This window comes from Microbulbifer sp. CnH-101-G (assembly GCF_052466775.1).
The window spans coordinates 1,215,553-1,237,203 of sequence record NZ_CP174292.1 but is presented as its reverse complement, the minus strand read 5'-3'; the positions used below and the strand labels follow the sequence as shown (position 1 = coordinate 1,237,203).

The following is a 21,651-nucleotide window of genomic DNA, read 5'->3' as shown; positions in this document are numbered from 1 at the left end:
ATTGCCGGCTACGAGCTAGTGGGCCCAATCAAATTCTGTGCCCTACCCAATACCTGGCGCAGGTGTGGCGCCTCAGCACTATCCTCAGTATCTATACCAATACCTTCACCAAGAGAACTTTCCTGATTTTTTCGTGCACACCAGTAGGAACGACACGGGATCAGGTCGGGATTACAGCGGTGCGCATATTTTCCGGCAACTTCAGAGATTTCCTCCATCAGCCCCTGAGCCAGGAAGGTTGGTTTCAAGCCCAAGTTACACAGGCTGTCATTCTCCACAAATAACTCGTTCTCTGCGGCCTCGTTGCGGGGGTTATCGACAAATGCCACCTTGGCTCCGCTGGCATCAGCAATCATCTTGGCGAGATCGCGCACCCGGTGGGTTTCGGTCATCTGGTTCATAATGCGCACACGCTCGCCCGCTGCGGGAGGGGAATCGATCGCCAGTTGGATACAGCGTACCGTATCGGAGATATGGATAAATGCGCGGGTCTGCCCACCAGTGCCATGAACCGTCAACTCATGACCAGTAGCAGCCTGCATAAGGAAACGGTTCAGTACAGTGCCGTAATCACCGTCGTAGTCAAAACGATTGATTAAACGCTCATCCAGGGAGGTTTCTGCAGTTTGAGTTCCCCAAACGATCCCCTGGTGTAAATCCGTAACTCGCACACCATCGTTTTTGTTGTAGTAGGCAAAGAGCAGCTGATCCTGGGACTTGGTCAGGTGATAAATACTGCCTGGGTTGGTCGGATAGAGAATCTGCTGGGAAACCCTCTGTCCGTTTTCCAGGGGTATTTCCACATCCAGGTAGCCCTCTGGAATCTTCATTCCCGCAGAGCCGTAACCGTAAACCCCCATAGTACCGAGATGGACGACATGCGTATCGACACCCGCATCCACCACGGCAGCGAGAAGATTATTGGTGGCATTGATATTGTTGGAAACCGTGTAACGCTTGTGACGCGAGGATTTCATGGAGTATGGCGCAGCGCGCTGCTCGGCAAAATGCACAATCGCAGCAGGCCTGGTCTCTGCAATCAACTCCACAAGGGGATCGTAATCACAGGCAAGATCCAGCCTATGCAGGCCAATGTTGAGCCCGGTCATTTCCCACCAGCATTGAATACGCTGCCCAATACTCTCGATAGGCGTCAGGGGTTCCACCCCCAATTCCTCATCGATAAGGCGTCGTGAAAAATTATCCACGATAGTGACAGCGTAACCCTGCCTCGATAAATACAGTGCCGTAGGCCAGCCACAGAATCCGTCACCACCCAATACCAAAATGCGGGCATTACCGTTTTGCCGCATATTTGCCTCCCCAGAGAAAATTCGCGCCAAATACCGAAAGCTATGAATAAATAATATACAAGACCACTGACCAGGCGACTGCTGGCTATAGACCAGCTAGTGGGTGGTGTCACTGATTAGCGCCTACAATCCACCCATCATTCAGCCAAAGGGAGTACTGTGAGAAAAAAGCGCTCCCCCTTAGAATCCTAGAGAAACCCAGAGCCTTGTGCAGAAACCTGGGATTTGATGGCGCCAATCGGATTGCCAACAGGCACCAGCTTGGCGCGGATAGGGAATATAGTTCTGCAAAGAAGGTTATGCCATTCAAGCGCAAGGGCTGCCCCCCAGAAACTGCTATTTTTCGTCAAAATCCTCTTTGCATAGGCCAAATTGAACCAATCCACTACCCAACCGATTGATCACAGACACCAAGATTCTCTTGATTTACGCCTCCACCCCATTGCATGATCCTCTCTGACCTCAGGGGAGAGGAGTACGATCCAGGTGATCAACAACCTGAACAAACGGGTATTAATACTTGGCGGCTACGGCAATTTTGGCGCGCGCATCGCGCATATGTTGCGTTCTGAGCCCGATATTCAGCTGATTATTGCCGGCCGTAATAAAGCTCAAGCGGATCAATGCGCCGAAGAACTCGGTGGGCTCGCCGAAGGCTTGCGCCTGGAAAGAGACGCCATCAACCTGTCCGCGCAACTGAAAGCCCTACATTTGGATCTTTTGATTCACTGCGCAGGACCTTTCCAAAAAGAGGCTGATTACCGAGTCGCCAAAGCCTGTATCGAATCCCGCACACCTTATATCGACATCTCCGATGGCCGCCGCTTCGTGTGCGACTTCCATCGCCTATCACCTGCAGCAGAAGCTGCGGGAATAGCCATGGTGTCTGGTGCCAGCAGTCTGCCCGGCCTGAGCTCCGCCGCAATCGCCGAAATCCAGCTGGAGTTGCCGGTTATTCATTCCGTCGACATCGCTATAGCACCCGCACACCGTATAGACCGCGGCCTAGCAACCGTACGCGCCGGTGTTGAATCCCTCGGCCATAGCTTTCCACAACTACAGGGCGGCTACTGGCGTGAATCCCATGCAGGAAAAAATCTACGCCCCATCAAGCTCGCCCACCCGGTAGGTAAACGCTGGTTGTGCGATTTTGATGTGCCCGATCTGGAGCTCTTCCCGAAGTATTTCCCCGAGATGCACAGCGCCCGCTTCGCTACCGGGTTGGAGCCACTCACCCTGCAAATCGGCCTGTCCGCTTGTGCCCAATTGTCTCGCCTCCAGCTACCCGCAACTACCGCACGCATCGCCCAACTCGGCCACAAACTCAGCGAACGCTGGCCGGGAGGCACCCCACATGGTGGCATGATTGTGCGTGCCATAGGGGAAAATACCCATGGTGAAACTGCCTCACGCTGCTGGCAGGTGCTCGGCCTGAATGGCGATGGTCCCTGGATTCCAGCGGCCCCTGCGGCGGCTCTAGCTCGCAAATTTTTACGTGACGAAATGGTGGAGGCTGGGGCAAAGGCATGCTGGCAACTTCTCAGCCTGGATGAGATTCTACTTGAATTAAATGATCACTCCGTTGTTACCTCAATAGAAAGCCACTCCCGTGAGCGTATGCCCGCACTTGCTTAATAGGGCCGTTAACAGGCCCTAGCAAATACATAGGGAAAACTCCCTCATACAGCGACCCACTCAAAGCTTACCCTCTCAAAAAGGCTAGAACCGGTGTGATGGGAGGATAACAAGAATTTTCCACGATACTTAAGGGCAAAGAGTATATTGACAATTTACACTTTCAGGACTTTTAGCACTAAACTTTTCATACCATTTCACCACGAATATACCTGCGACTTAATACCTCACTGCCCTTCTACATACAAAGAACCATAAGATTCAAACTGGCCCGAGAGACCGGAATATCCCTATGGCGTTTTATGGAGAAACAACACCGTAGAAGGCTACCCAATTTTTTGGCGCTTTTGTTTCAATAACACACTTGCTTAACCAGTATGTGAAAGAAAAATTTAACTCTTCCACTAAGATAAAGAGAGTCAATCCATTAATTTACAATCGGGACAAATTTTAGGCATGTTAAGTGAGCTGGCTTGTGTTCTTGGAAATGTGAACTCTACAGAAACCAAGGCCACAGAACTGCACAGAATTTAGAAAAATTAACTTTCAGAAAAATACACCTGCAAATAACCTCTACCGTAGACCCCCATATCACAAAGCCGAGGTAGAGAAATCATTACAGATGCATATCATCTTACAAAAATAAACTGCATAACCTATAAATCATAGAGCCTTACAACTTCAACCCTATTTCAGAGCGCTATTACTAACATTTTTAGAGCCTGTTGCTGTAAAGCCTAACTTTAGAGAATCTCCAGGCTTTATTGTTGAGTTCCAGTCAAGAGGTTTAACCACATAATGACCTTCTGAGTGAGAGATGATCTTAGCCGTCCAAAATGAATCTATCTGCCCATCATAATCAAACTCTAGAGTCCATCCCGACAGGTCAGTTGACCCAGTATTTTTAATGGTGAATTCACCGTTGAATCCAGTACCCCAATCTTTAGACACACTAAATTCCACAATGGGTACTAAGCTTGAAGCACCTACAACAGTATCGCCTTCATTAGCATTACCAGTTGACTGACCTACATCACTATTGCCACCAAGGGTAATATTCGTAACGGTCTGCCCACCTGTTGCTGTAAAACCCAAATCTAATGATTTCCCAGCATTAACTGTGGAATTCCAGTCATGGGGTTTTACCATATAGTGATTCCCCGAATGAGAAACAATCTGAGCAGTCCAAAAAGAGTTTATCTGCCCATCAAAATCAAACTCTAAAACCCAATCCTCTATGTCACTTGATCCAGTATTGTTAATGGTAAAGCTTCCATTAAATCCAGTACCCCAGTCAGATGCTTTGCTAAATCCAACACTTGAACCAGATACTAAATCAACATTATCATTCTCGCTGTCGATAGCACCACCACTACCATTATCAGCCTCACCACCCTCTTCACCATTAGCATTGCCGGTATTACCAGCACCTTCATTACCACTATCTACATCGTCATCCCCAATAGTATCGCCATCAATGCCAGTATCATCCCATATTCGACCAGGTACAGCACTTTCAAAAATGCTTTTCAGGAAACTACCTGTCTCAGTAACACTTCCATCAGAATTAAAAATACTGGATGATTCCGCCTTATCGTTAATTGACCAATTAGCCCACGATATTTCATTTTCATCCATCCAGGCTAACCAGTCTCCGGTTGAATCGTAGTTAATCGAACCATTACCATCAGCATTAACTGAACCCCATTCTGTAACAAAAAGCGCTACTCCCTGGCTTAAAGCATAATCAGCCTTATCTCTTAATGATGAAAAATGGGTTCCCGCATAAAAGTGCAACGAATAAGCCACATTTTTATCATTTATCCTGTCATTCGCAGCGGCCCCAACATCTTGGGACCAAGTGGGCGACCCAACCACCACCAAGTTATCCGAGTGCTTTCTTATTTCAGAGATAACCCCTTCCGCATAGTCTTTCACAACACTCCACGAAACATAGGTTGGCTCGTTATAAATCTCAAAAATTACGTTATCATAATTGCCATAATCCATTGCCATCCTTGCAAAAAATCCTTTCGCTGCATTTACATTATTATGCGCCCCATGCGTGTGCCAATCGATAATTATATAAACTCCTCTATCTATAGCAGCTTCAACTACAGTTCTTATTTTTTCTTCATCTGAATCATACGGGTTCCCGTTATCATCAACCCCATAAGACGCCCTAAGAATTTCCACCTGAAACTCATCAACCATCCTATCAACTGTTTCAGAGTTATAATAAGTGGCCCAATTACTCCAGAAGAAACTCATCCCTTTTACTTGCATTGGCTCTCCAGTTTTGGAGCCATTAATTTTATTTCCCTCCACCTGCATTTCACCAAAATAACCAACTGGATTTGAATCGCTCGCAGCAAAGACAGAGTGTATATTACTTACTCCCGCAGAAAACCCGACGGATAGAGCTAATATAACCTGTAAACTTTTATTTTTTCGTTTGATTTTTAACATGTCGTCACTCTCACTTAAGTTATTATCTAACCGGTTTTTGAAGGGATGGAAGCACTCAAGGCATTAGGCCCATGTCACCCGAAGCCAAATAGTCAACCGGCTAACAAATTCAAAATTTAGGACAGAAATACCCTTATTGAGTTCCGGGTTAATTAGGAGCATTCATTCCACTGTATGTTTTTTTGCTTTGGGATAACTGCAGACTATTGAGCCTTCCATTTCACTAATATCGAGAAGTTTTGATATCAGTAAGTAAGCTTTACTCAATACATAACCGAATCAAGGAGGAAATGTGCAAGCCGATGACCGGGAGAGCTCATACCCAGCCTTACACACAAGGAATTACTTATATTTTGATAACAGCTGAAAATCAGCTTGGCTGAACAGATTATTTATTACCCTGCATTAAAACATAGCGCCAACGTTCACTAAGTTTTTGTAGGGTGTCTCGACTAAAGCAGTTGGCGTTATAAACAAAATTACTGTGGAGATATCCATCGTAAGCCGCCAAGGAGAGATAAATACCGTAGGGACTGATTCTGGCAGGGAGATTTATCGAACGTATTTTAATTTTTTCATTAATAGCAATCCACTCAGAGCCCGCGGCATTATATGCAGCTTGCAATCCTTCTTGATGTACTTCCGTTTGCAAGTAGTTGACTAAATAGGTACAGGGAGCTGGTAGGTTATTACCGATGATTCCATGGGGTCCTATTGAGTCCGCCACATAAACTGTACGCACGGCATATTGTATTTCCCTGGACAAACGCTGTAATTTCTCCGCCCAGTCTTCTTCACCCACCACAGCCAGATTTGCCAAGCGAAACATGGGCCCAAAAATCTGCCTATATTCTTTTTTTATCCGAAGCGACAAACTCACATTCATCCAAAACTCTTTTTGTAAGAGTTCGTACAAAGCTTGTTGAAATGCGGCACACAGATAAGCAAAGTGACTGACCCCAGCAGCTCTAGCACGCTCTTTTATATGTAAAAATTCTCTCGGCTCCAGGGTATAAGCCAAATCTTCGCAATAGAGCGAGACCATTTTTCCAACAGACGCCACCTCAACAGCGTTTCTTTGAAGGTTGAGCTTGTCCCGCCAATATTGCAGAGCTTTTTGTCCTCGCTGGGAGTGGATATAGTTATTTTCGAAATTTACATAATCGGCAAAGTCAATCGTTTCGGGCTGGGACCGGAAGCTTGCGCCATGCTCAAGATCCAGATAAGCAGTTAGAGCCAACTCTAAAAGCAGGGCCAAGCTAATGCCATCGGCAATAATATGATGACATTTTGTCAAGAGAATGTATTCGGCCTCTCCCGTGCGAATCAGACTTAATCCCAAGAGTTGATCCAACTGCATCGCTATTGGCGCATTACTGTATTGAGTTAAAAAGCTCATTATATGGGCATCACTCATGTCACAGACATCGATGATATCCAGTTCGACATCAACAAAAATGCGTCTAACGGGCTCCCTGGTGTAGCGGCAGCGAAAAATGGGGTAAGTGTTAACAGTTCTATGAACCGCCTCCCTGAACAGGTCAACTTGAAGAGGCCCTTTGATATTTATGGCGCGGGCAATCATATCCGCCAGGGCTTTTCGGTAATGTAAGTTGTAGATACTCCGCTCTGTGATTGACAGAGGCACATCTGCAGACTGTTCCCATCCCGACATGCTTCTCTCCCATGAACGCTCAATAATCTTTCTGCCAAATTTCTGCCAGGCAGCCCTCACGACGTCGTGCACCTAATATCTAAAACCTTTTAACCCTGCAGAAGAATTTCGAAATTATTCAGAGGCTCCCTTAATGAGTATTACATGTTCAAGGTGAGAATAAACAAGCGACTCACTGTGCCACTCGCCCTGCACTAATTACTCGACAATATTAATTACACGCATAAAGATTGTTTATACGCCTAAAAAAAGCTACTTGGTAAGATTCACACCTTGAGCGGCCTGTTTTGCGGCAGATCGAGGGTATATAGCAGCAAAGCCCCGCGCGATGATCTAGGTTCATTATCGGAACTCCCTGTAATGAGATTGAACCCACCCACTATGATCATCTCCACAGCCTGGCGTGCTTACGCCAGTAGAAATGGAATCAAGCGCGCGATCATTCCGGTGACCGCTCTGGTTCTGACCCCGATATTTCTAATTCTCACCATCGCAGTCGATGCTTGGTGGGTAATCGCCCTGCTGCTGAGCCTGTCTTTGGTTCTTCTGGGTATCTACGACATGCTGCAGCCCTACTGGAATGTGACGCGTAATTTTCCTGTTGCCGGCCGCATCCGTTGGATATTCCTGAATCTGCGTCCTTACTTCCGTGCCTATATGGTGGAGGGTAATGAGGAGGGCAAGCCTTTTAGCTATGAGGCACGGCGACTGGTCTACGCTCGCGCCGAAGGTTTCTCGGATATGCATCCCTTTGGCACCCAGCTGGATGTGCGTAGCGATGAATATATGTGGCTCACACATTCTATTAACCCGGCCAAAGAAGCGGATGTGAAGTCCCGCATTGAGGTGGGTTCCGGTCGTTGCGCAAAGCCCTATTCGGCAACGCTATTAAATATCTCCGCCATGAGTTTCGGCGCCCTATCCGCCCCTGCGATTGAGGCTTTGAACAAGGGCGCCGCTATCGGCGGTTTCTATCACGATACCGGAGAGGGCGGTATCAGCCCCTACCACCGTAAACACGGCGGTGACCTGGTGTGGGAATTGGGCAGTGGCTACTTTGGTGCCCGCCACGATGACGGCAGCTTCGATCCCGACCTTTTTCGAGAAGCCTGTGATGATCAGGTAAAGATGACCGAAATTAAACTGAGCCAGGGTGCTAAACCCGGCCATGGCGGCGTATTGCCCGGTGCAAAAGTCACCCAGGAAATCGCCTCCACTCGCAAAGTGAAACCGGGAGTGGATTGCGTCTCCCCACGAGCACACTCAATGTTTTCGACCCCCATTGAAATGCTCGAATTTGCCGACCAGATGCGCAACCTATCTGGGGGCAAGCCGGTGGGCATCAAACTGTGTGTAGGGCAGGTTTTTGAAGTGCTGGCCATTATGAAAGCCATGCTCGAAACGAAAAAATATCTCGATTTTATCGTGGTCGATGGCGCCGAAGGGGGCACAGGCGCTGCACCGCTGGAATTATCCAACCATGTGGGCATGCCGCTGTTGGCGGGATTGATCGTAGTACGCAATGCATTGGTAGGAACCGGCTTGCGGGACAAAGTGCGGCTGGCCGCCAGCGGTAAAATCTACTCTGCTTCAGAACTGGCTGCCTGCCTGGCGATTGGCGCTGATTGGTGCAACGCCGCACGACCTTTTATGTTTTCCATTGGCTGTATCCAGTCGCGGCGCTGCCACACCGATACCTGCCCCACGGGTGTTACCACCCAGGACCCTCAACGCCAGCGCGGTCTGGTGGTGGATGTGCAGAGTAAGCGCGCTGCGGCATTTCAGGAGAAAACTCTGGAGGCCCTTGGGGATATTATCGCCGCCGCTGGATTAACCGAACCGCGGGATCTGCAGCCCTACCACCTCTACCACCGGATCAATGGCACCGAGTCATACCCTATCGATCGAATCTGGCATTTCCTCAATGAGAAGTCCTTGATAGACGCACCCGATGAAACCCCTTACCGACACTGGTGGCAGGCCGCGAGGGCCGACTCATTTCAGCCTGCAGTTAACTTGGCTCATCACGATGATCACTCCGCCCTGCGACGCCTATAGCCCCAGCCCCTTTTACTGGAGATTTCCATGGAGACCGTTTCGGAGATTGTTGTCGATGCCCTGGTAAAAGCCGGGGCAAAACGCTGCTACGGCATCGTCGGCGATACCATCAATCACTTTACCTCCGCCGTGCGCCAGTCCAAGCTGGAATGGGTGCATGTTCGCCACGAGGAGGTAGGCGCCCTCGCCGCCGGCGGTGAGTCCTATCTGAGTGGTGAGCTGAGTGTTTGTGCCGGCACCGCCGGCCCCGGTAGCCTGCATTTTCTCAACGGTATCTTCGAGAGCCACCGCAACGGCGCACCGGTATTGCTGATTGCCTCCCGTATTGACCGTGCGGAACAGGGACTGGGATTCCCACAGGATGTCGATCAGATCAAGCTTTACGAGCAGTGCTCGGTATTCTGTGAAACCCTCTCCGACCCGGAGCAGGCTCGCCGTATTATCTGCCAAGCCGCCCAGGCCGCTCTCAACCACCGAGGCGTAGCCGTGGTTGAGATCAGTGGCGATACGTTCAAAACCAAGGTGAAAGACTCGATCCCCTGGGCAGTCCATCGCCCCCAGTGGTTAGCGCGCCCCTCTGATGAGGAACTGGATGCACTGGCGGAAAAACTCAATCAGGCGGAAAAGATTGTTATCTATGGCGGCATTGGCTGCCGCTTTGCTCACGATGCGGTAGTCAAGCTGGGGCAACATCTGTCCGCCCCAATCGTACATACCACCCGCTCCAAGGAGTTTTTAGAGTACGACAACCCCTGCAACGTGGGCATGAATGGCATTCTCGGCAACCCCGCCGGCTATCGTGCAATCCAGACCTGTGACCTGTTGCTGTGCCTGGGCAACGACTTCGCCTACACCCAGTTTTATCCAGAAAAAGCCACCATCATCCAAGTGGACATAGAGGCCTCCCACCTTGGTCGCCGCACCCCCATTCATATGGGCTTGGTAGGCGATGTCGGTGCAACCATTGAAGCCCTTTTGCCAAAACTAAAAACCCGCAGCGACAAAAAGTTTCTCCAGGACCTGCTCGGTCGCTATCAAAAAGACCTGGAGCAGTTGGAAGATCGAGGACACGAGCCCGACCCCAAACTGATCCACCCCCAATTTGTCGCTCAAACCCTGGACAAACTGGCCAGCGACGGGGCCGTATTTACTGCCGATGGCGGCTCCCCCATGGTTTGGCTGTTGCGCCACCTACGCGCCAATGGCAAACGCTCCTTTCTCACCAGCCTCTCCCACGGCACCATGGCCAATGCCTACCCTCAGGGCCTGGGCATGGCCAAAGCCGACCCCAGCCGCCAAGTGATTGCAATGTGCGGCGATGGGGGAATGACCATGCTGATGGGGGATCTATTAACTTTGGTACAAGAAAAAATCCCACTCAAACTATTGGTCTTTAACAATCACTCCCTCGGCTTTGTGGAAATGGAGCAGCGTATCGAAGGGCTGTTAGATAGCTTTACCGATTTGCAGAATCCCGACTTCAGTCGCATGGCGGAAGTCATTGGCATTCACGGCGAAAAAGTCGAGCAAGCCGATGATCTAGAGGACGCAATGAAGCGCTGGCTCGCTGCGAAAGGACCGGCCCTGCTGGACGTTACTGTAAATCGGTTAGAGCTGGTCATGCCCCCGGAGGTGACGGCGCAACAGGTCTCCTCCACCGCGCTATTTGGCCTCAAGGCCATACTCAGCGGGCGTGCCGATGAAGTGGTCGACCTGCTGAAAGACAACTTCCTGCGCTGAAACGGGTCATCCAGCTCGACCCCAGGCGCAACCCAAGCGGGAGATCCATGCACCAGCTCGGAAAACAAGTGCCCACCGGGATGCTGGCCCTACTCGCCAGCGGGGAGATCGCCAGCAACAGTGCTCCCGGCCGCGCCGCCGCGCGCCTGCAGGAGGAGCTGGCACAGCGCCGCATCGACCTGATCACCACGGTCTCCAGTGACGACGCCAGTGCCATGCTGCGCGCCAACCCAGCGATACAATGCCTGTTGCTAAATTGGGAGCTGCCGGGCAGCGGCCATTTGCCCGCGTTAAATGTGCTGGAACAGCTGAGAGCGCGCAATTTACAGCTGCCGGTATTTCTACTGGCCGATCGCGAAACCGTCAGCAATATGCCACGCCGCGCCCTGGAGCTGGCCAATGACTTTATCTGGATACTGGAGGACACCCCCACTTTTATCGGCGGGCGCATTCAAGGGGCAATAGAGCGCTATAGTCATGCGGTACTGCCGCCGATGTTTGCCGCCCTGACCCATTTTGCCCGCGTGCATGAATACTCCTGGCATACGCCCGGCCATACCGGCGGCACTGCATTCCTAAAATCCCCCGCGGGCCGCGCCTTCTACGATTTCTTTGGTGAGAACATGCTGCGCTCGGACCTGTCCATTTCCGTGACAGAGCTGGGCTCCCTGCTCGATCACACCGGGCCAATCGCCGCTGGAGAGCGCTACGCGGCCAAGGTGTTCGGTGCTGACCGTACTTACTATGTCACCAACGGCTCTTCCACCTCCAATCGCGTGATTGTGATGGCCTCTGTGACCCGCGGCCAACTGGCCCTGTGCGATCGCAACTGTCACAAGTCGGTGGAGCACGCCATCACCATGTCTGGCGCCATCCCCACTTACCTGGTGCCTCTGCGCAATCACTACGGATTGATCGGCCCGATTCCCCCGGATCAGTTGACGAAAGCGACGGTATCCCAAGCGATCCAGAACAATCCCCTGGCAAGCACCGCCGACAGCCAGCGCGCGGTGCATGCGGTTATTACCAACTCCACCTATGACGGGCTCTGTTATAACGTGCGCCGGGTGGAGGAATTGCTGGGTGAGTCCGTCGACCGGCTGCACTTTGATGAAGCTTGGTATGCCTATGCCCGCTTCAATCCCATCTATCGGGATCGCTTCGCTATGTACGACAGCGATGATGCCGAGCCCCATAATGGCCCGACCAAATTCGCCACCCAGTCCACTCACAAACTACTGGCAGCTCTATCACAGGCTTCCATGATCCATATCCGCGACGGGCGCAGCCCCATCGAACACGGCCGCTTTAACGAAGCGTTTATGTTGCACGCCTCCACCTCGCCGCTCTACTCCATCATGGCTTCGAATGATGTCAGCACCGCGATGATGGACGGCCCCGGTGGTACGGCGCTCACCGGTGAATCCATTGCCGAGGCGGTGGCTTTTCGCCAGGTGTTGGCACGGCTCAAACGGGAGTATGAAGACAAGGGGGAGTGGTTTTTTGACGGTTGGCAGCCGGATCAGGTGACAGACCCGACAAGTGGCCAGAAATACGCCTTTCACAGCGCCCCCATAGAGCTGCTCTGTAACGATGCCAGCTGCTGGCTGCTGAACCCCGGCGACTCATGGCACGGCTTCGGCGAGCTGGAAAAAAATTACTGCATGCTCGACCCCATCAAGGTCTCAATCACCACCCCAGGCATGCAGCGCAACGGCCAACTCGCACAATGGGGTATTCCAGCCGGTATTATCAGCAAGTATCTGGATAACCTCGGCATCATTGTCGAGAAGACGACCGACTTCACCATCCTGTTCCTTTTCTCCATCGGCATTACGAAAGGTAAATGGGGCACCCTGATCAATGCGCTGCTCGCTTTTAAGCGGGACTACGACGCTAACCAGCCCCTCAGTCAGTGCCTGCCCAACCTACTGGCAAAGTACCCGGGCTATACGGAGATGGGCCTACGGGACTTAGCGCAAAAAATGTTTGACCGAATGAAGGAGTTGCGCAGCACGGCAAAAATGTCCGCCGGTTTTTCCGCCCTGCCCCAGGCCGATTGCAGCCCCGTGCAGGCCTATGAAGCCCTGGTACGCGGCGAAGTGGAGTTACTCCCTCTCGATCAGTTAGCCGGGCGCACTGCGGCAACGGGGGTTATTCCCTACCCGCCCGGTATCCCTCTGTTGATGCCCGGGGAGAATTTTGGCAGTGAGGGCAGCCCCGCGCTGGAATACTTGCGGGTATTGGAATCCTTCGACCGGGAGTTTCCCGGTTTCGGCCACGATAACCATGGAGTGGAAGTACGCGAGGGGCGCTACCATATCTACGCCCTGAGCCGGGGGGCCGCGCCATAGCTCCTCATCCCGCGGAGAAAAATAAAATCGGACTGGTGCCCGCCACACTGATGGTGGCCGGCAATATGATGGGCTCCGGGGTATTTATGCTTCCGGCCAATCTGGCGGTTGTCGGCAGTATTTCCCTGGTCGGCTGGCTCATTACCATCGTTGGCGCCGTATCACTTGCACTGGTTTTTGCCCGCCTCGCCGCCCTAGACCCAGCCGCCGGGGGGCCCTATGCCTACGCGCGCCAGGCCTTCGGCGACTATATCGGCTACCAAACCAACCTGGTGTATTGGCTGGCCAATGTCATCGGTAACGTCGCACTGATTACCGCCGGGCTGGGCTACATCACCCATTTCTTCCCACCGCTCAAGGACCCATTTACCTTTGCCCTGGCCCAGGTGGCACTGATCTGGCTACTCACCTACGCGAATATCCTGGGGCCGCATATCGTCGGGCGAATACAGTCTCTCACCACCAGCCTGGTGCTGATTCCGATTCTCGGCACTGCCCTTTTTGGGTGGTTCTGGTTCGACAGCCAGACTTTCAGCGCCGGCTGGAATGTCTCCGGCAAGAGCGATACCAGCGCAATCATGACCACTTTAACTTTTACCCTGTGGGCGTTTATCGGGGTAGAGACTGCCTCCGTGTCCACTGCGGTGGTAAGGAACCCCAGTCGCAATGTACCCATCGCCACCGTAGGCGGGGTGCTGCTGGCATCGGTAGCTTATGTGCTGAGTTCTTCGGTCATTATGGGCATGCTGCCCAACAAAGAGCTGATCGCCTCTTCCGCACCCTTTGCCGATGCGGCACGCCTGGCGCTGGGCAATACTGCGGCGAATATTGTGGCCATCTGTGCGGCTATAGGATGTATCGGATCACTCGGAGGCTGGATTCTTTTGGTGGGTCAATCTGCCAAGGCCGCCGCCGATGACGGACTGTTTTCCAAGGCCTTTGCCAAAACCAACGCTAAAGGGGTGCCCTCTTTCGGCCTGGCACTGGTAGCCATTCTGATGTCCTTGCTGGTGCTCGCCACTATTTCTCCTAGCGCCAGCCAGCAGTTCGGCAAGATAGCCTCGGTAGCAGTCATCATGACATTGCTACCCTATATCTACTCGGCAATCGCTCTGCGAGTGCTCGCCTACGGCAAAATGCCACATCATCAATACATACTGTTTACCGTGATACTGCTGATTGCCGCCATCTATTGCCTGGTGGCACTGGTAGGCTCAGATGGCCAGCAAACGCGATGGTCACTGATTTTTGTCATCAGCACCGTTATTTTCTATGCGTTGATATTAAATCGCCGGCGCAGCGTCGAAGAGAAACACTTACTACCCAGTGGACCCGAACCCAAATGGGTACACTATTTTACCCTGGGGGCGACGATCACCGCACTTTGCGTATTCTTCTGGTATTCAGTTGGCCAATACACCGATTTAGAGATTCGCTTGCGCGATCCTCAGCCACTTGGGCAGACAGTTAACCACTAAATACCTGCTGGATTATTTTAATCGCTCGCTGGGTAATACCATGGGAATTTGATTCCCTATTACCCGCCACATTCAATACAAACGGTCTATTTTTATCGATAAATGCTCGTATTTTTCTGCAGCAGTCTTCCCTGGGATCAACTATCAAGTACGGCTTGTCCATTTCCCGGCAGAACCGGATGGTATAGGCAGTACCGTCGCTGTTGGGATTGTCGGTGAAAATTAAGGTCGCATCGGAGTTGCGTATATTTTCCCGCGTTCGCTCTGCCAAATCTTTGGTCGGCAGCTCAATTAACCCAAAGCCTTTCAGAAATTCCGCACGCGCCCCCTCCTCGGTCAAATAGCCTTTTGGTGCGGCGCCACCGGTAGCAATACCCAGACGTTGCCCAGCGATCAATCCGCCGGTGTCCGCTCCAGTTTGTCCGCCACTGATGATTTTTTCCGGTTTGAAGATCATGCTCAAAGAAAACCTGTGAAAACCAATAGAATTGAAAATTCCCGCTCAAAGCCCTACCTTACTCCCGCTTAGTTTGGTCAGCGCGTTTATGAATTACTACCTCGTACTCAAGACACTACACATCCTCTGCGCCATTATCGTACTCGGTACCGGCACCGGAATTGCCTGGTATACCTTGCGCGGTTGGCTGTCCGGGGATTCACAAGTAATCCAGTGGGTAAGTAAGGAAACAGTGCGGGCGGACTGGATTTTCACCGGCAGCGCCGTGCTTGGGCTGATGGGCAGTGCCATGGGTATGCTGATGATAAATCCAGCCTGGATTCAACAAACGTGGCTGCAACTAGCCGCCGGATTGACCCTCGCTGTCTTCCTACTGTGGCTACCGGTGGTCTACCTGCAATATCAGTTGCGCTCTCATGCCAACCAGGAGAATAACCACGGTACAATACGCAAAATTATGCGTACATGGTGCCTACTGGGTGCGCTGGCCTTTCCTCTAACAGTTGCGATCGTTTACCTGATGGTCTCCAAACCCTCTTTTTAGCAATATGAGTAACCTGACTGACTCACCTTAAGGTAGGCTTCCAACTTTAATTTCCACCTCTCAGGGTCTTATAACTCGCTCTCTGCCCAATATCTTTCCATTGCCGTTTAAAATCATCCAGCACAACACCTGCAACAATCTCGGCATATCCTTCGGAGTTTTTACTCAACCGATTCAAGGCTTCCCTTTTGCAGAGCGGAATGATAATGGCGGATTTCTCGCGCTTATCACACCTTAGCAAGCGGCTGCGAATATGCTCAGCCTCGCCCCCGGAACAGCTAGCATCAGTAATTACAAAGACATTGGTATCACTATCGAGATCACAGGCAATGGTGCCCCAATTGAGATCGAACTGTCTAAATACCACACCGCGAAAGCGCCCCTCACCCACCTCACTGCCAGTAATAAAGGGCCAGGCATGGGCAAGGGTCCAAAGATAGGACTTACTCAACACATACTGCAGGTGCTGATTGCGCACTAAGCCCAACTGGCACTGCCTTTTGAAAGTCTCATCATCCAGCTTGGCTTTACTGCAAATCGCCTTGGGGATAAGCTCCCCTTTATAGCTGGTGGTTGGAATCACAACGACAAAGTCATCGGCCTCTTTCTTTTTTTCTAAAGCTCTAACAATTGTGGCCTGCAAATGCAGCACAAACTCCTCAGTCGAAATCACATCATGAGGCAAGGTCGCCCTATCCTCCCCCAGGTTCATGTATTGTGCTTCGCTTCTGTAAGCCGCAATGATCGGTTCAAACTCCGCTTTAGTGAACAATAGTTTCTCATCTAAAACCGCCTCTTCATTGATCTTTCTGGCATAGCAGTCCAGCAACATCTGGTCTGCCTGATAAATACCTTTATATTCAGAAGAGACACAGCGTAAATACTCGATATCCTGTAAGGCGAGAAAACGCTCGACGACCGGCCGACTAATGTCACGCCCAAATAATTCATACAGAACCTCTTCATCCCTGGGTAAAAAATATTCCTCAGGGCGAGATAAATTCTGCAACGGTCTTTGAGCCATTAATCCCGCCCACTTTTATCAATGCCAATAAACACCAAGCGGCATTTTCTCCGCATGATTAAACGACCCGACATACTTCATCGAATTCAAAGCGAGGATTGCGCGGGTGCAGTTTGGCATCCACGCCATATCCGAGGTTACAGAGGAAGTTGGATTTAATGTGGCTCTCTGGACAATGCTCCTGTACAAAAGACGGAGCCGAGGATTTATCGCTAAAGAATTCGTGATCCACGAGTGCGTTATCAAACCCCGACATAGGACCGCAGTCCAACCCCAGGGCCCTCGCCGCCAAAATAAAATAGCCACCCTGGATTGAACCATTGCGAAACGCTGTGGTTTCTGCCAGCTCTGGATTGTCGGCAAACCACTCCCGGGCCGGTGCGTGGGGAAACAGTTTGGGGAGGTGTTCATAAAAACGCATATCGTGCGCAATAATTGCCGTAACCGGAGCCGACAGGGTTTTCTCGACATTGCCCTCATTCAAGGCCGGTTTAAGTCGTGCCTTGCCCTCCTTGCTAACAATAAACACAACCCGCATCGGGCAACAGTTAGCGCTGGTGGGTGCCATCCTGACCAGGTCGTGCAACTTTTTCAGCAGCGGCTGCGGTACTGGTTTATCCTGCCAGTAACTATGTGTTCTGGCGTCAAAAAATAATTGGTCTTGTGCTGAGGGGGTAGTCGGCTCCATTTCTGGCATTTCCTTGTCGGTTTTCAGGTAAAAGTCTAGCTTTCAATAAGTCTGAGGAACTGCTACCGAAGTTGTTAAGACAGCAGCATCATGCCGAGGTGACAGGCGATCACAAGATAGGTAACGATACTGCGCGTACGAAAGTATTGCTCCCGGCCCGGCAAATTGGGATTCAAACGGGCCTCCATCCAAGCCACAAATGCGAAACCAATTGCGAGGATGGGCAAGCCCCAAGGGCTTTGATACAAAAGCAATCCAACCCAGCCGGCCAATGCGATTAGATTACTGAGAAACACCAGCGCCATCCGATGCGGATGACCGGGGCGATTAAGAGCCCCACCCCACCAGACACCACATAAAAAACTGAGTATCACCGCGCTATAAGCGGTAAAAAATAAGCGGGCATCAATGCCCAACAAGGAGACCTCGGTTATCTGTAGCAACAACCCGATAACAAAAGGACAAAGTCCCAAATAAGCCAGGATGTCAAACAGACGGGTATCCACCACCGGCTGCTGATAGCCGCTACTATCCATGCTGTGTAATATTCCATACAGTAAGGGAAAGGAATTTCCGACATCGAAACAACAAGTCTAGCGGCGCGGGGAGGTCAGTATGGAAGAGGAGAGCAAAATTGACGTCAAACAGGCCTTGCGGGTATTTGATCGGGCCACCCGAGAGGGACAAAAGGAAGCCGATGGCTGGCATTACCAAGGGCTGACAGTAAGCACCGACTTTGATGGCTATACCGTCTTCATCAACTCAGATAAAGTGAAGCTCACCGTATTTTTTCACAATAAGTTTTCTGTGGACTACGGGAGCGACAGGGATCTGCAGGACTTTAACCGCTTACTGGCCAGTCTGGACCAGAGCTGAAGCTGGGCTATATAAAGCGCACCTTAAACTTTGCCAGGTACGCCGCTGTGAAAACGAAACTCGCCATCGCCACTCAGCACAAGCTCCTTCTCGAGCTGTAATAAAGCCTGCACCCGAGGCTCTATATCCTCATTGGCAGCTTTTTGTGCAAGGTGCAGATAATCGCGGAAGTGGCGGGCTTCTGACTTCAGAAGTGAGAGATAAAATTTCTGCAGCTCTTCGTCCAGGTGTGGCGCAATACGAGCAAAACGCTCACAGGAGCGCGCCTCAATGATGGCCCCACAAATCAGAGTATCCACGAGGCGCCCAGGCTCCGCAGAGCGCACCTCTGCACGCAGCCCGGCGGCGTAGCGGGAGGCACTGACGTGGGGATAGGCAATGCCGCGCTTTTCCATAATTGCCAACACCTGCTCAAAGTGGCGTAGCTCCTCGCGGGCCAGACGCGACATCTTGTGCAGCAGCTCAAAATCCCCCAAATAGCGGAACATCAGGTTGAGTGCCGTACCCGCCGCTTTTTTCTCACAGTTGGCGTGATCCACCAGCATCATCTCCGGCTCGGCTAGTGCCGCCTCAATCCAGGCATCCGGGGTGGCGCACAACAGGAATTCATGAATCGCGGACAAATCGGGAACTAGAGCACTCATGGGATCGGTATTCATCTGGCATCAATCATTTGGCGCGGGATTATAGCGACACAGCGGCAGAAAGGCAGGTCCCGAAGCATAATCAACCACTTAAGCCCTAGATGTGACCCACCGAACACTATCATCCTGCGCCATGCCACCACTGGCCAACGCGGCCCTGCCAAGCAGGGCCCTCAGGATTAAACCATTTGAATAGAAATTTGGTAACGGTTTATTAAGTGCATTAAAATAACAACCTTTTAGATAGTGGAACTCGGCAATGAGAGACCATCGGGCATTGGCACTCAGCATCCCCCCCCTGCTGGAACAGGTCCACAGCCGCGCCGCAGAGTTGCGCGACGCTCTTGAACAGCTACAGACTGCCGGTAAGCCCTGGCAGCACTATCTGCTGCAGCCACCTTTTGCCTTGGAAGCTGCCCAATCCTTGCAAGAAAGCTTTGAGCGCCCCTTCTCCCTCGCTGGTGCTCTCTATTCCCAACTGGATTACGCCGAACCTCTAGGTACTGGTGGCGATGCCCGCGTAACCCTACAAATTCCCGGTTTACTGGCAGTCCCGCAAAAGACTCTGTCCCTGGCCAAACAGCTCAACAGCACCAAGGAGGCCTTTGCCAATGCCATCGCCGAATACCGTGCAGCCCTGGCTGAGCGGCCAATGGCAGAGCGAGACCGCAACGTACGCGAGGTAATGGCGCAAGCGGGATATCCACGCGCGCACCTGCGTCAGTGCTACCGCCTGGTTTTACTCTGTGATGAGCATCCCGACGCCATCACCCTCTCCTGGATAAAAGCGCGCAAGTCTATTCGTAAAGTAACGACGCAATGGTGTGAGAAAAAGCTGGTCCAGATGGACCCGACCGGCGCGGACCCCGGTATTCAGTACCAACGGCAACTGCTCGCCGGCTTGCACAAAAGCCAGCAGGATGATTTGCGCCAGGTGCAGGTACAGAGCCGCCCCAATCTGCAGGTCGCGGAAATATTTTTTGCGCAAGGAACAGGCGAGGAAGACCAATACCGTCAGGTGGGCTATTCCTCCATGCCGGTACTGGTGGCCGCCAACGAAGCTGGGCAGCTACCGGAATTTACCCGGATCGACCATCAACCCAGTGCGAGCCGGCGCCGGCAGAGGCGGGATCTGGCCATCGCCAATGAGCCTTTCCTGCCAGCCCTGCGGGTATTTCTGCGGCAGCAGCGCTGAGGGTGACCATCGGGCGAGGATCACTGTAGGCGCTTTTCGAGCCAGGTCAGAGATTCCTCGAGGTGATGGCGGCACTCACCCTTGAGCTCGTCGTGAGCCCCCTCCAAGGCGCTCAAATCCTCGCATTCCATATAGTCCAGCAGCTCGCGGTCGGCATCGAGGCGCTGCTGAAAGACTTCCTTGGTCTTGTCGTCGGCCATCAATGGCCCAAGCATCTGCAGAAGCTGCTCACCCGCTTTCAGGTCAGGGTCCGGTTCCGAGGGCAAGCCGCCCTCTGCGCGAATCGCTCGCTCCACACGCTGCGCAAGCGACTGCCGCTTGGAAGCGATAGCGCACAGAAAATCGGCTGCAGCCTGATCTTCGAGTTGTTCGGCCGCAGCTCGGTAGTCATCCTCGCTGCGGGTAAGCGCCATAAACAGGTCATTCAATGCGGCTTGGGTTTCTGTGCGAATGAGTGTCATTGCCCTCTCTCTTTTTCACTGAGGAGTTCTTCAGAATTGCGTGGCACCAGCACCTCTAGCGCCCTGGGAATAACCGAGAACGTGGCCGGGGTATTGGTAACCGGCTCTCCATCTGCGTGGATCTCCAGGCGCGGCTTGGTTTCCACTTCTATATGTTGTGCACTGGCGTTAAAGATTCTCTTGGCCAAGTGGTGTTTGCCACCGCGCACTAACAGCGCCATACCCAGCAGCTCCATCAGGCCGCGTGGGCGCAGACAGTACAGATCGAGCCTGGCGTCATTGATGCGCGCCTCTTCGGCCACCAGGTTCCCACCGCCATAGTAACGGCCATTACCCACCGCCAATTGGATGGACCCCATTCGATAGCGCTCATCATCCAGCGCCAACTTGACCCGGAACTTTTGCGCCCGCCTCAGGGCAACAAAGAAAGCCCTTAGATAACTCAGCACCCCCCAACGTTTTTTTATTTCGGAGTCTTGTGCCTCTGTTACTTTTACCCCAAGCCCCATATTGGCCACATTGAAAAAATAGTGGCCATTGACAACACCGAGGTCAATTGGCTGGCGGTGGTTCTCGATAATGACATCAAAGGCCTGATCAAGCTCCTCGATGCCCAGTGAGCGGGCCAGATCATTCGCAGTCCCCAACGGCAAGATAGCTAGAGGCAACTGACACTCTTTCAATACCCTGGCAGTGGAGCTGATAGTGCCATCGCCGCCGCCGACGATCACAAAGTCCAGAGCCTTATGCCGCTGTCGGATCGCATCCTCAGTTTCCTGTGGGCCCTCAGAGTGCAGGACTTCCACTTCTACTCCGTCAGCGCGCAAACGTTCTATGCCGCTGTCGATATCTGCCTCGGCGCCATTTCGACTTTTCGGGTTGACCACGAGCAATGCTCGGCGAGATTTTTTTTGAGTTGAGCTGATAGCCGGTTCTCCATTACCGGAAAAGGAGTATGAATTCTAAAGGGATAAGCTGCCCCAAGAAAATACCGACCGAGGTACGCAATGCTAAATAAGAGGCACGTAATGGTAAATAAA

18 protein-coding genes are annotated in these 21,651 nt (G+C 52.0%); 8 read left to right on the top strand and 10 right to left on the bottom strand.

Translation table 11 applies throughout. From position 1 onward, the window contains the following. Positions 1-8: 8 nt before the first annotated feature. On the bottom strand, positions 9-1,313 hold the full coding sequence (locus ACJJID_RS05590) for an NAD-dependent epimerase/dehydratase family protein (RefSeq protein WP_444921839.1): 1,305 nt from the start codon (positions 1,311-1,313) through the stop codon (positions 9-11). A 486-nt stretch (positions 1,314-1,799) separates the two neighbouring features. Between ACJJID_RS05590 and ACJJID_RS05585 the strand changes: the two genes are divergently transcribed. After that, complete coding sequence (locus ACJJID_RS05585; protein WP_444921838.1) at positions 1,800-2,948, top strand: saccharopine dehydrogenase NADP-binding domain-containing protein; 1,149 nt, start codon at positions 1,800-1,802, stop codon at positions 2,946-2,948. A 687-nt stretch (positions 2,949-3,635) separates the two neighbouring features. On the opposite strand, the gene ACJJID_RS05580 is transcribed toward ACJJID_RS05585, so the two are convergent. Further along, on the bottom strand, positions 3,636-5,417 hold the full coding sequence (locus ACJJID_RS05580; RefSeq protein WP_444921837.1) for a cellulase family glycosylhydrolase: 1,782 nt from the start codon (positions 5,415-5,417) through the stop codon (positions 3,636-3,638). 388 nt (positions 5,418-5,805) lie between these two features. Next, positions 5,806-7,092, bottom strand: a complete 1,287-nt coding sequence (locus tag ACJJID_RS05575) for a condensation domain-containing protein (RefSeq protein WP_444921836.1) — start codon at positions 7,090-7,092, stop codon at positions 5,806-5,808. A gap of 360 nt (positions 7,093-7,452) precedes the next feature. Here ACJJID_RS05575 and ACJJID_RS05570 point away from each other — a divergent pair, with 360 nt between their 5' ends. Genes ACJJID_RS05570 through adiC form a run of 4 tightly spaced genes read left to right on the top strand, consistent with a single transcriptional unit; the run spans position 7,453 to position 14,722 of the window. After that, positions 7,453-9,150 carry an FMN-binding glutamate synthase family protein gene (locus ACJJID_RS05570; RefSeq protein WP_444921835.1) on the top strand — a complete coding sequence of 566 codons (1,698 nt, stop codon included), beginning with the start codon at positions 7,453-7,455 and terminating at the stop codon, positions 9,148-9,150. Between the two features lie 27 nt (positions 9,151-9,177). Beyond that, the gene (locus ACJJID_RS05565; RefSeq protein ID WP_444921834.1) at positions 9,178-10,890 is read left to right on the top strand and encodes a thiamine pyrophosphate-dependent enzyme; all 1,713 of its coding nucleotides are present in this window, start codon (positions 9,178-9,180) and stop codon (positions 10,888-10,890) included. Between the two features lie 47 nt (positions 10,891-10,937). Further along, positions 10,938-13,244, top strand: a complete 2,307-nt coding sequence (locus tag ACJJID_RS05560) for an Orn/Lys/Arg decarboxylase N-terminal domain-containing protein (RefSeq protein ID WP_444921833.1) — start codon at positions 10,938-10,940, stop codon at positions 13,242-13,244. Further along, positions 13,241-14,722 (top strand): arginine/agmatine antiporter, encoded by a 1,482-nt coding sequence (adiC, locus tag ACJJID_RS05555; RefSeq protein WP_444922611.1) that lies wholly within the window; start codon positions 13,241-13,243, stop codon positions 14,720-14,722. Before ACJJID_RS05560 ends, adiC begins: the two co-directional genes overlap by 4 nt. Here the strand turns inward: adiC and ACJJID_RS05550 are convergent. Then, a complete protein-coding gene (locus tag ACJJID_RS05550) occupies positions 14,712-15,179 on the bottom strand; it encodes a YpsA SLOG family protein (protein ID WP_444921832.1) in 468 nt (155 codons plus the stop codon). The two genes, adiC and ACJJID_RS05550, sit on opposite strands and share 11 nt — an antisense overlap. Positions 15,180-15,267: 88 nt before the next feature. Between ACJJID_RS05550 and ACJJID_RS05545 the strand changes: the two genes are divergently transcribed. Next, entirely contained in the window at positions 15,268-15,723 is a 456-nt protein-coding gene (locus tag ACJJID_RS05545; RefSeq protein WP_444921831.1) for a DUF2269 family protein, read from the top strand. Positions 15,724-15,769: 46 nt separating this feature from the next. On the opposite strand, the gene ACJJID_RS05540 is transcribed toward ACJJID_RS05545, so the two are convergent. The 3 genes from ACJJID_RS05540 to ACJJID_RS05530 all read right to left on the bottom strand — a co-directional run bounded on the left by ACJJID_RS05540 (position 15,770) and on the right by ACJJID_RS05530 (position 17,971). Further along, a complete protein-coding gene (locus tag ACJJID_RS05540; protein ID WP_444921830.1) occupies positions 15,770-16,747 on the bottom strand; it encodes a hypothetical protein in 978 nt (325 codons plus the stop codon). Between the two features lie 58 nt (positions 16,748-16,805). Next, positions 16,806-17,435 (bottom strand): malonic semialdehyde reductase, encoded by a 630-nt coding sequence (locus tag ACJJID_RS05535; protein WP_444921829.1) that lies wholly within the window; start codon positions 17,433-17,435, stop codon positions 16,806-16,808. Positions 17,436-17,509: 74 nt separating this feature from the next. After that, on the bottom strand, positions 17,510-17,971 hold the full coding sequence (locus ACJJID_RS05530) for a DUF3429 domain-containing protein (RefSeq protein ID WP_152453077.1): 462 nt from the start codon (positions 17,969-17,971) through the stop codon (positions 17,510-17,512). A 79-nt stretch (positions 17,972-18,050) separates the two neighbouring features. On the opposite strand from ACJJID_RS05530, the gene ACJJID_RS05525 reads away from it, so the two are divergent. Next, entirely contained in the window at positions 18,051-18,311 is a 261-nt protein-coding gene (locus ACJJID_RS05525; RefSeq protein ID WP_152453075.1) for a DUF3081 family protein, read from the top strand. Between the two features lie 23 nt (positions 18,312-18,334). Here ACJJID_RS05525 and ACJJID_RS05520 read toward each other — a convergent pair whose 3' ends face one another. Beyond that, a complete protein-coding gene (locus ACJJID_RS05520; protein ID WP_253868952.1) occupies positions 18,335-18,970 on the bottom strand; it encodes a tRNA-(ms[2]io[6]A)-hydroxylase in 636 nt (211 codons plus the stop codon). Between the two features lie 244 nt (positions 18,971-19,214). Between ACJJID_RS05520 and ACJJID_RS05515 the strand changes: the two genes are divergently transcribed. Continuing rightward, positions 19,215-20,150: a hypothetical protein gene (locus ACJJID_RS05515; RefSeq protein ID WP_444921828.1), complete on the top strand. Its 936-nt coding sequence runs from the start codon at positions 19,215-19,217 to the stop codon at positions 20,148-20,150. A 20-nt stretch (positions 20,151-20,170) separates the two neighbouring features. On the opposite strand, the gene ACJJID_RS05510 is transcribed toward ACJJID_RS05515, so the two are convergent. Both ACJJID_RS05510 and ACJJID_RS05505 read right to left on the bottom strand, forming a co-directional pair. Beyond that, entirely contained in the window at positions 20,171-20,611 is a 441-nt protein-coding gene (locus ACJJID_RS05510) for a hypothetical protein (protein ID WP_444921827.1), read from the bottom strand. Then, positions 20,608-21,537 carry a lipid kinase gene (locus ACJJID_RS05505; protein WP_444922610.1) on the bottom strand — a complete coding sequence of 310 codons (930 nt, stop codon included), beginning with the start codon at positions 21,535-21,537 and terminating at the stop codon, positions 20,608-20,610. Before ACJJID_RS05505 ends, ACJJID_RS05510 begins: the two co-directional genes overlap by 4 nt. Positions 21,538-21,651 lie beyond the last annotated feature (114 nt).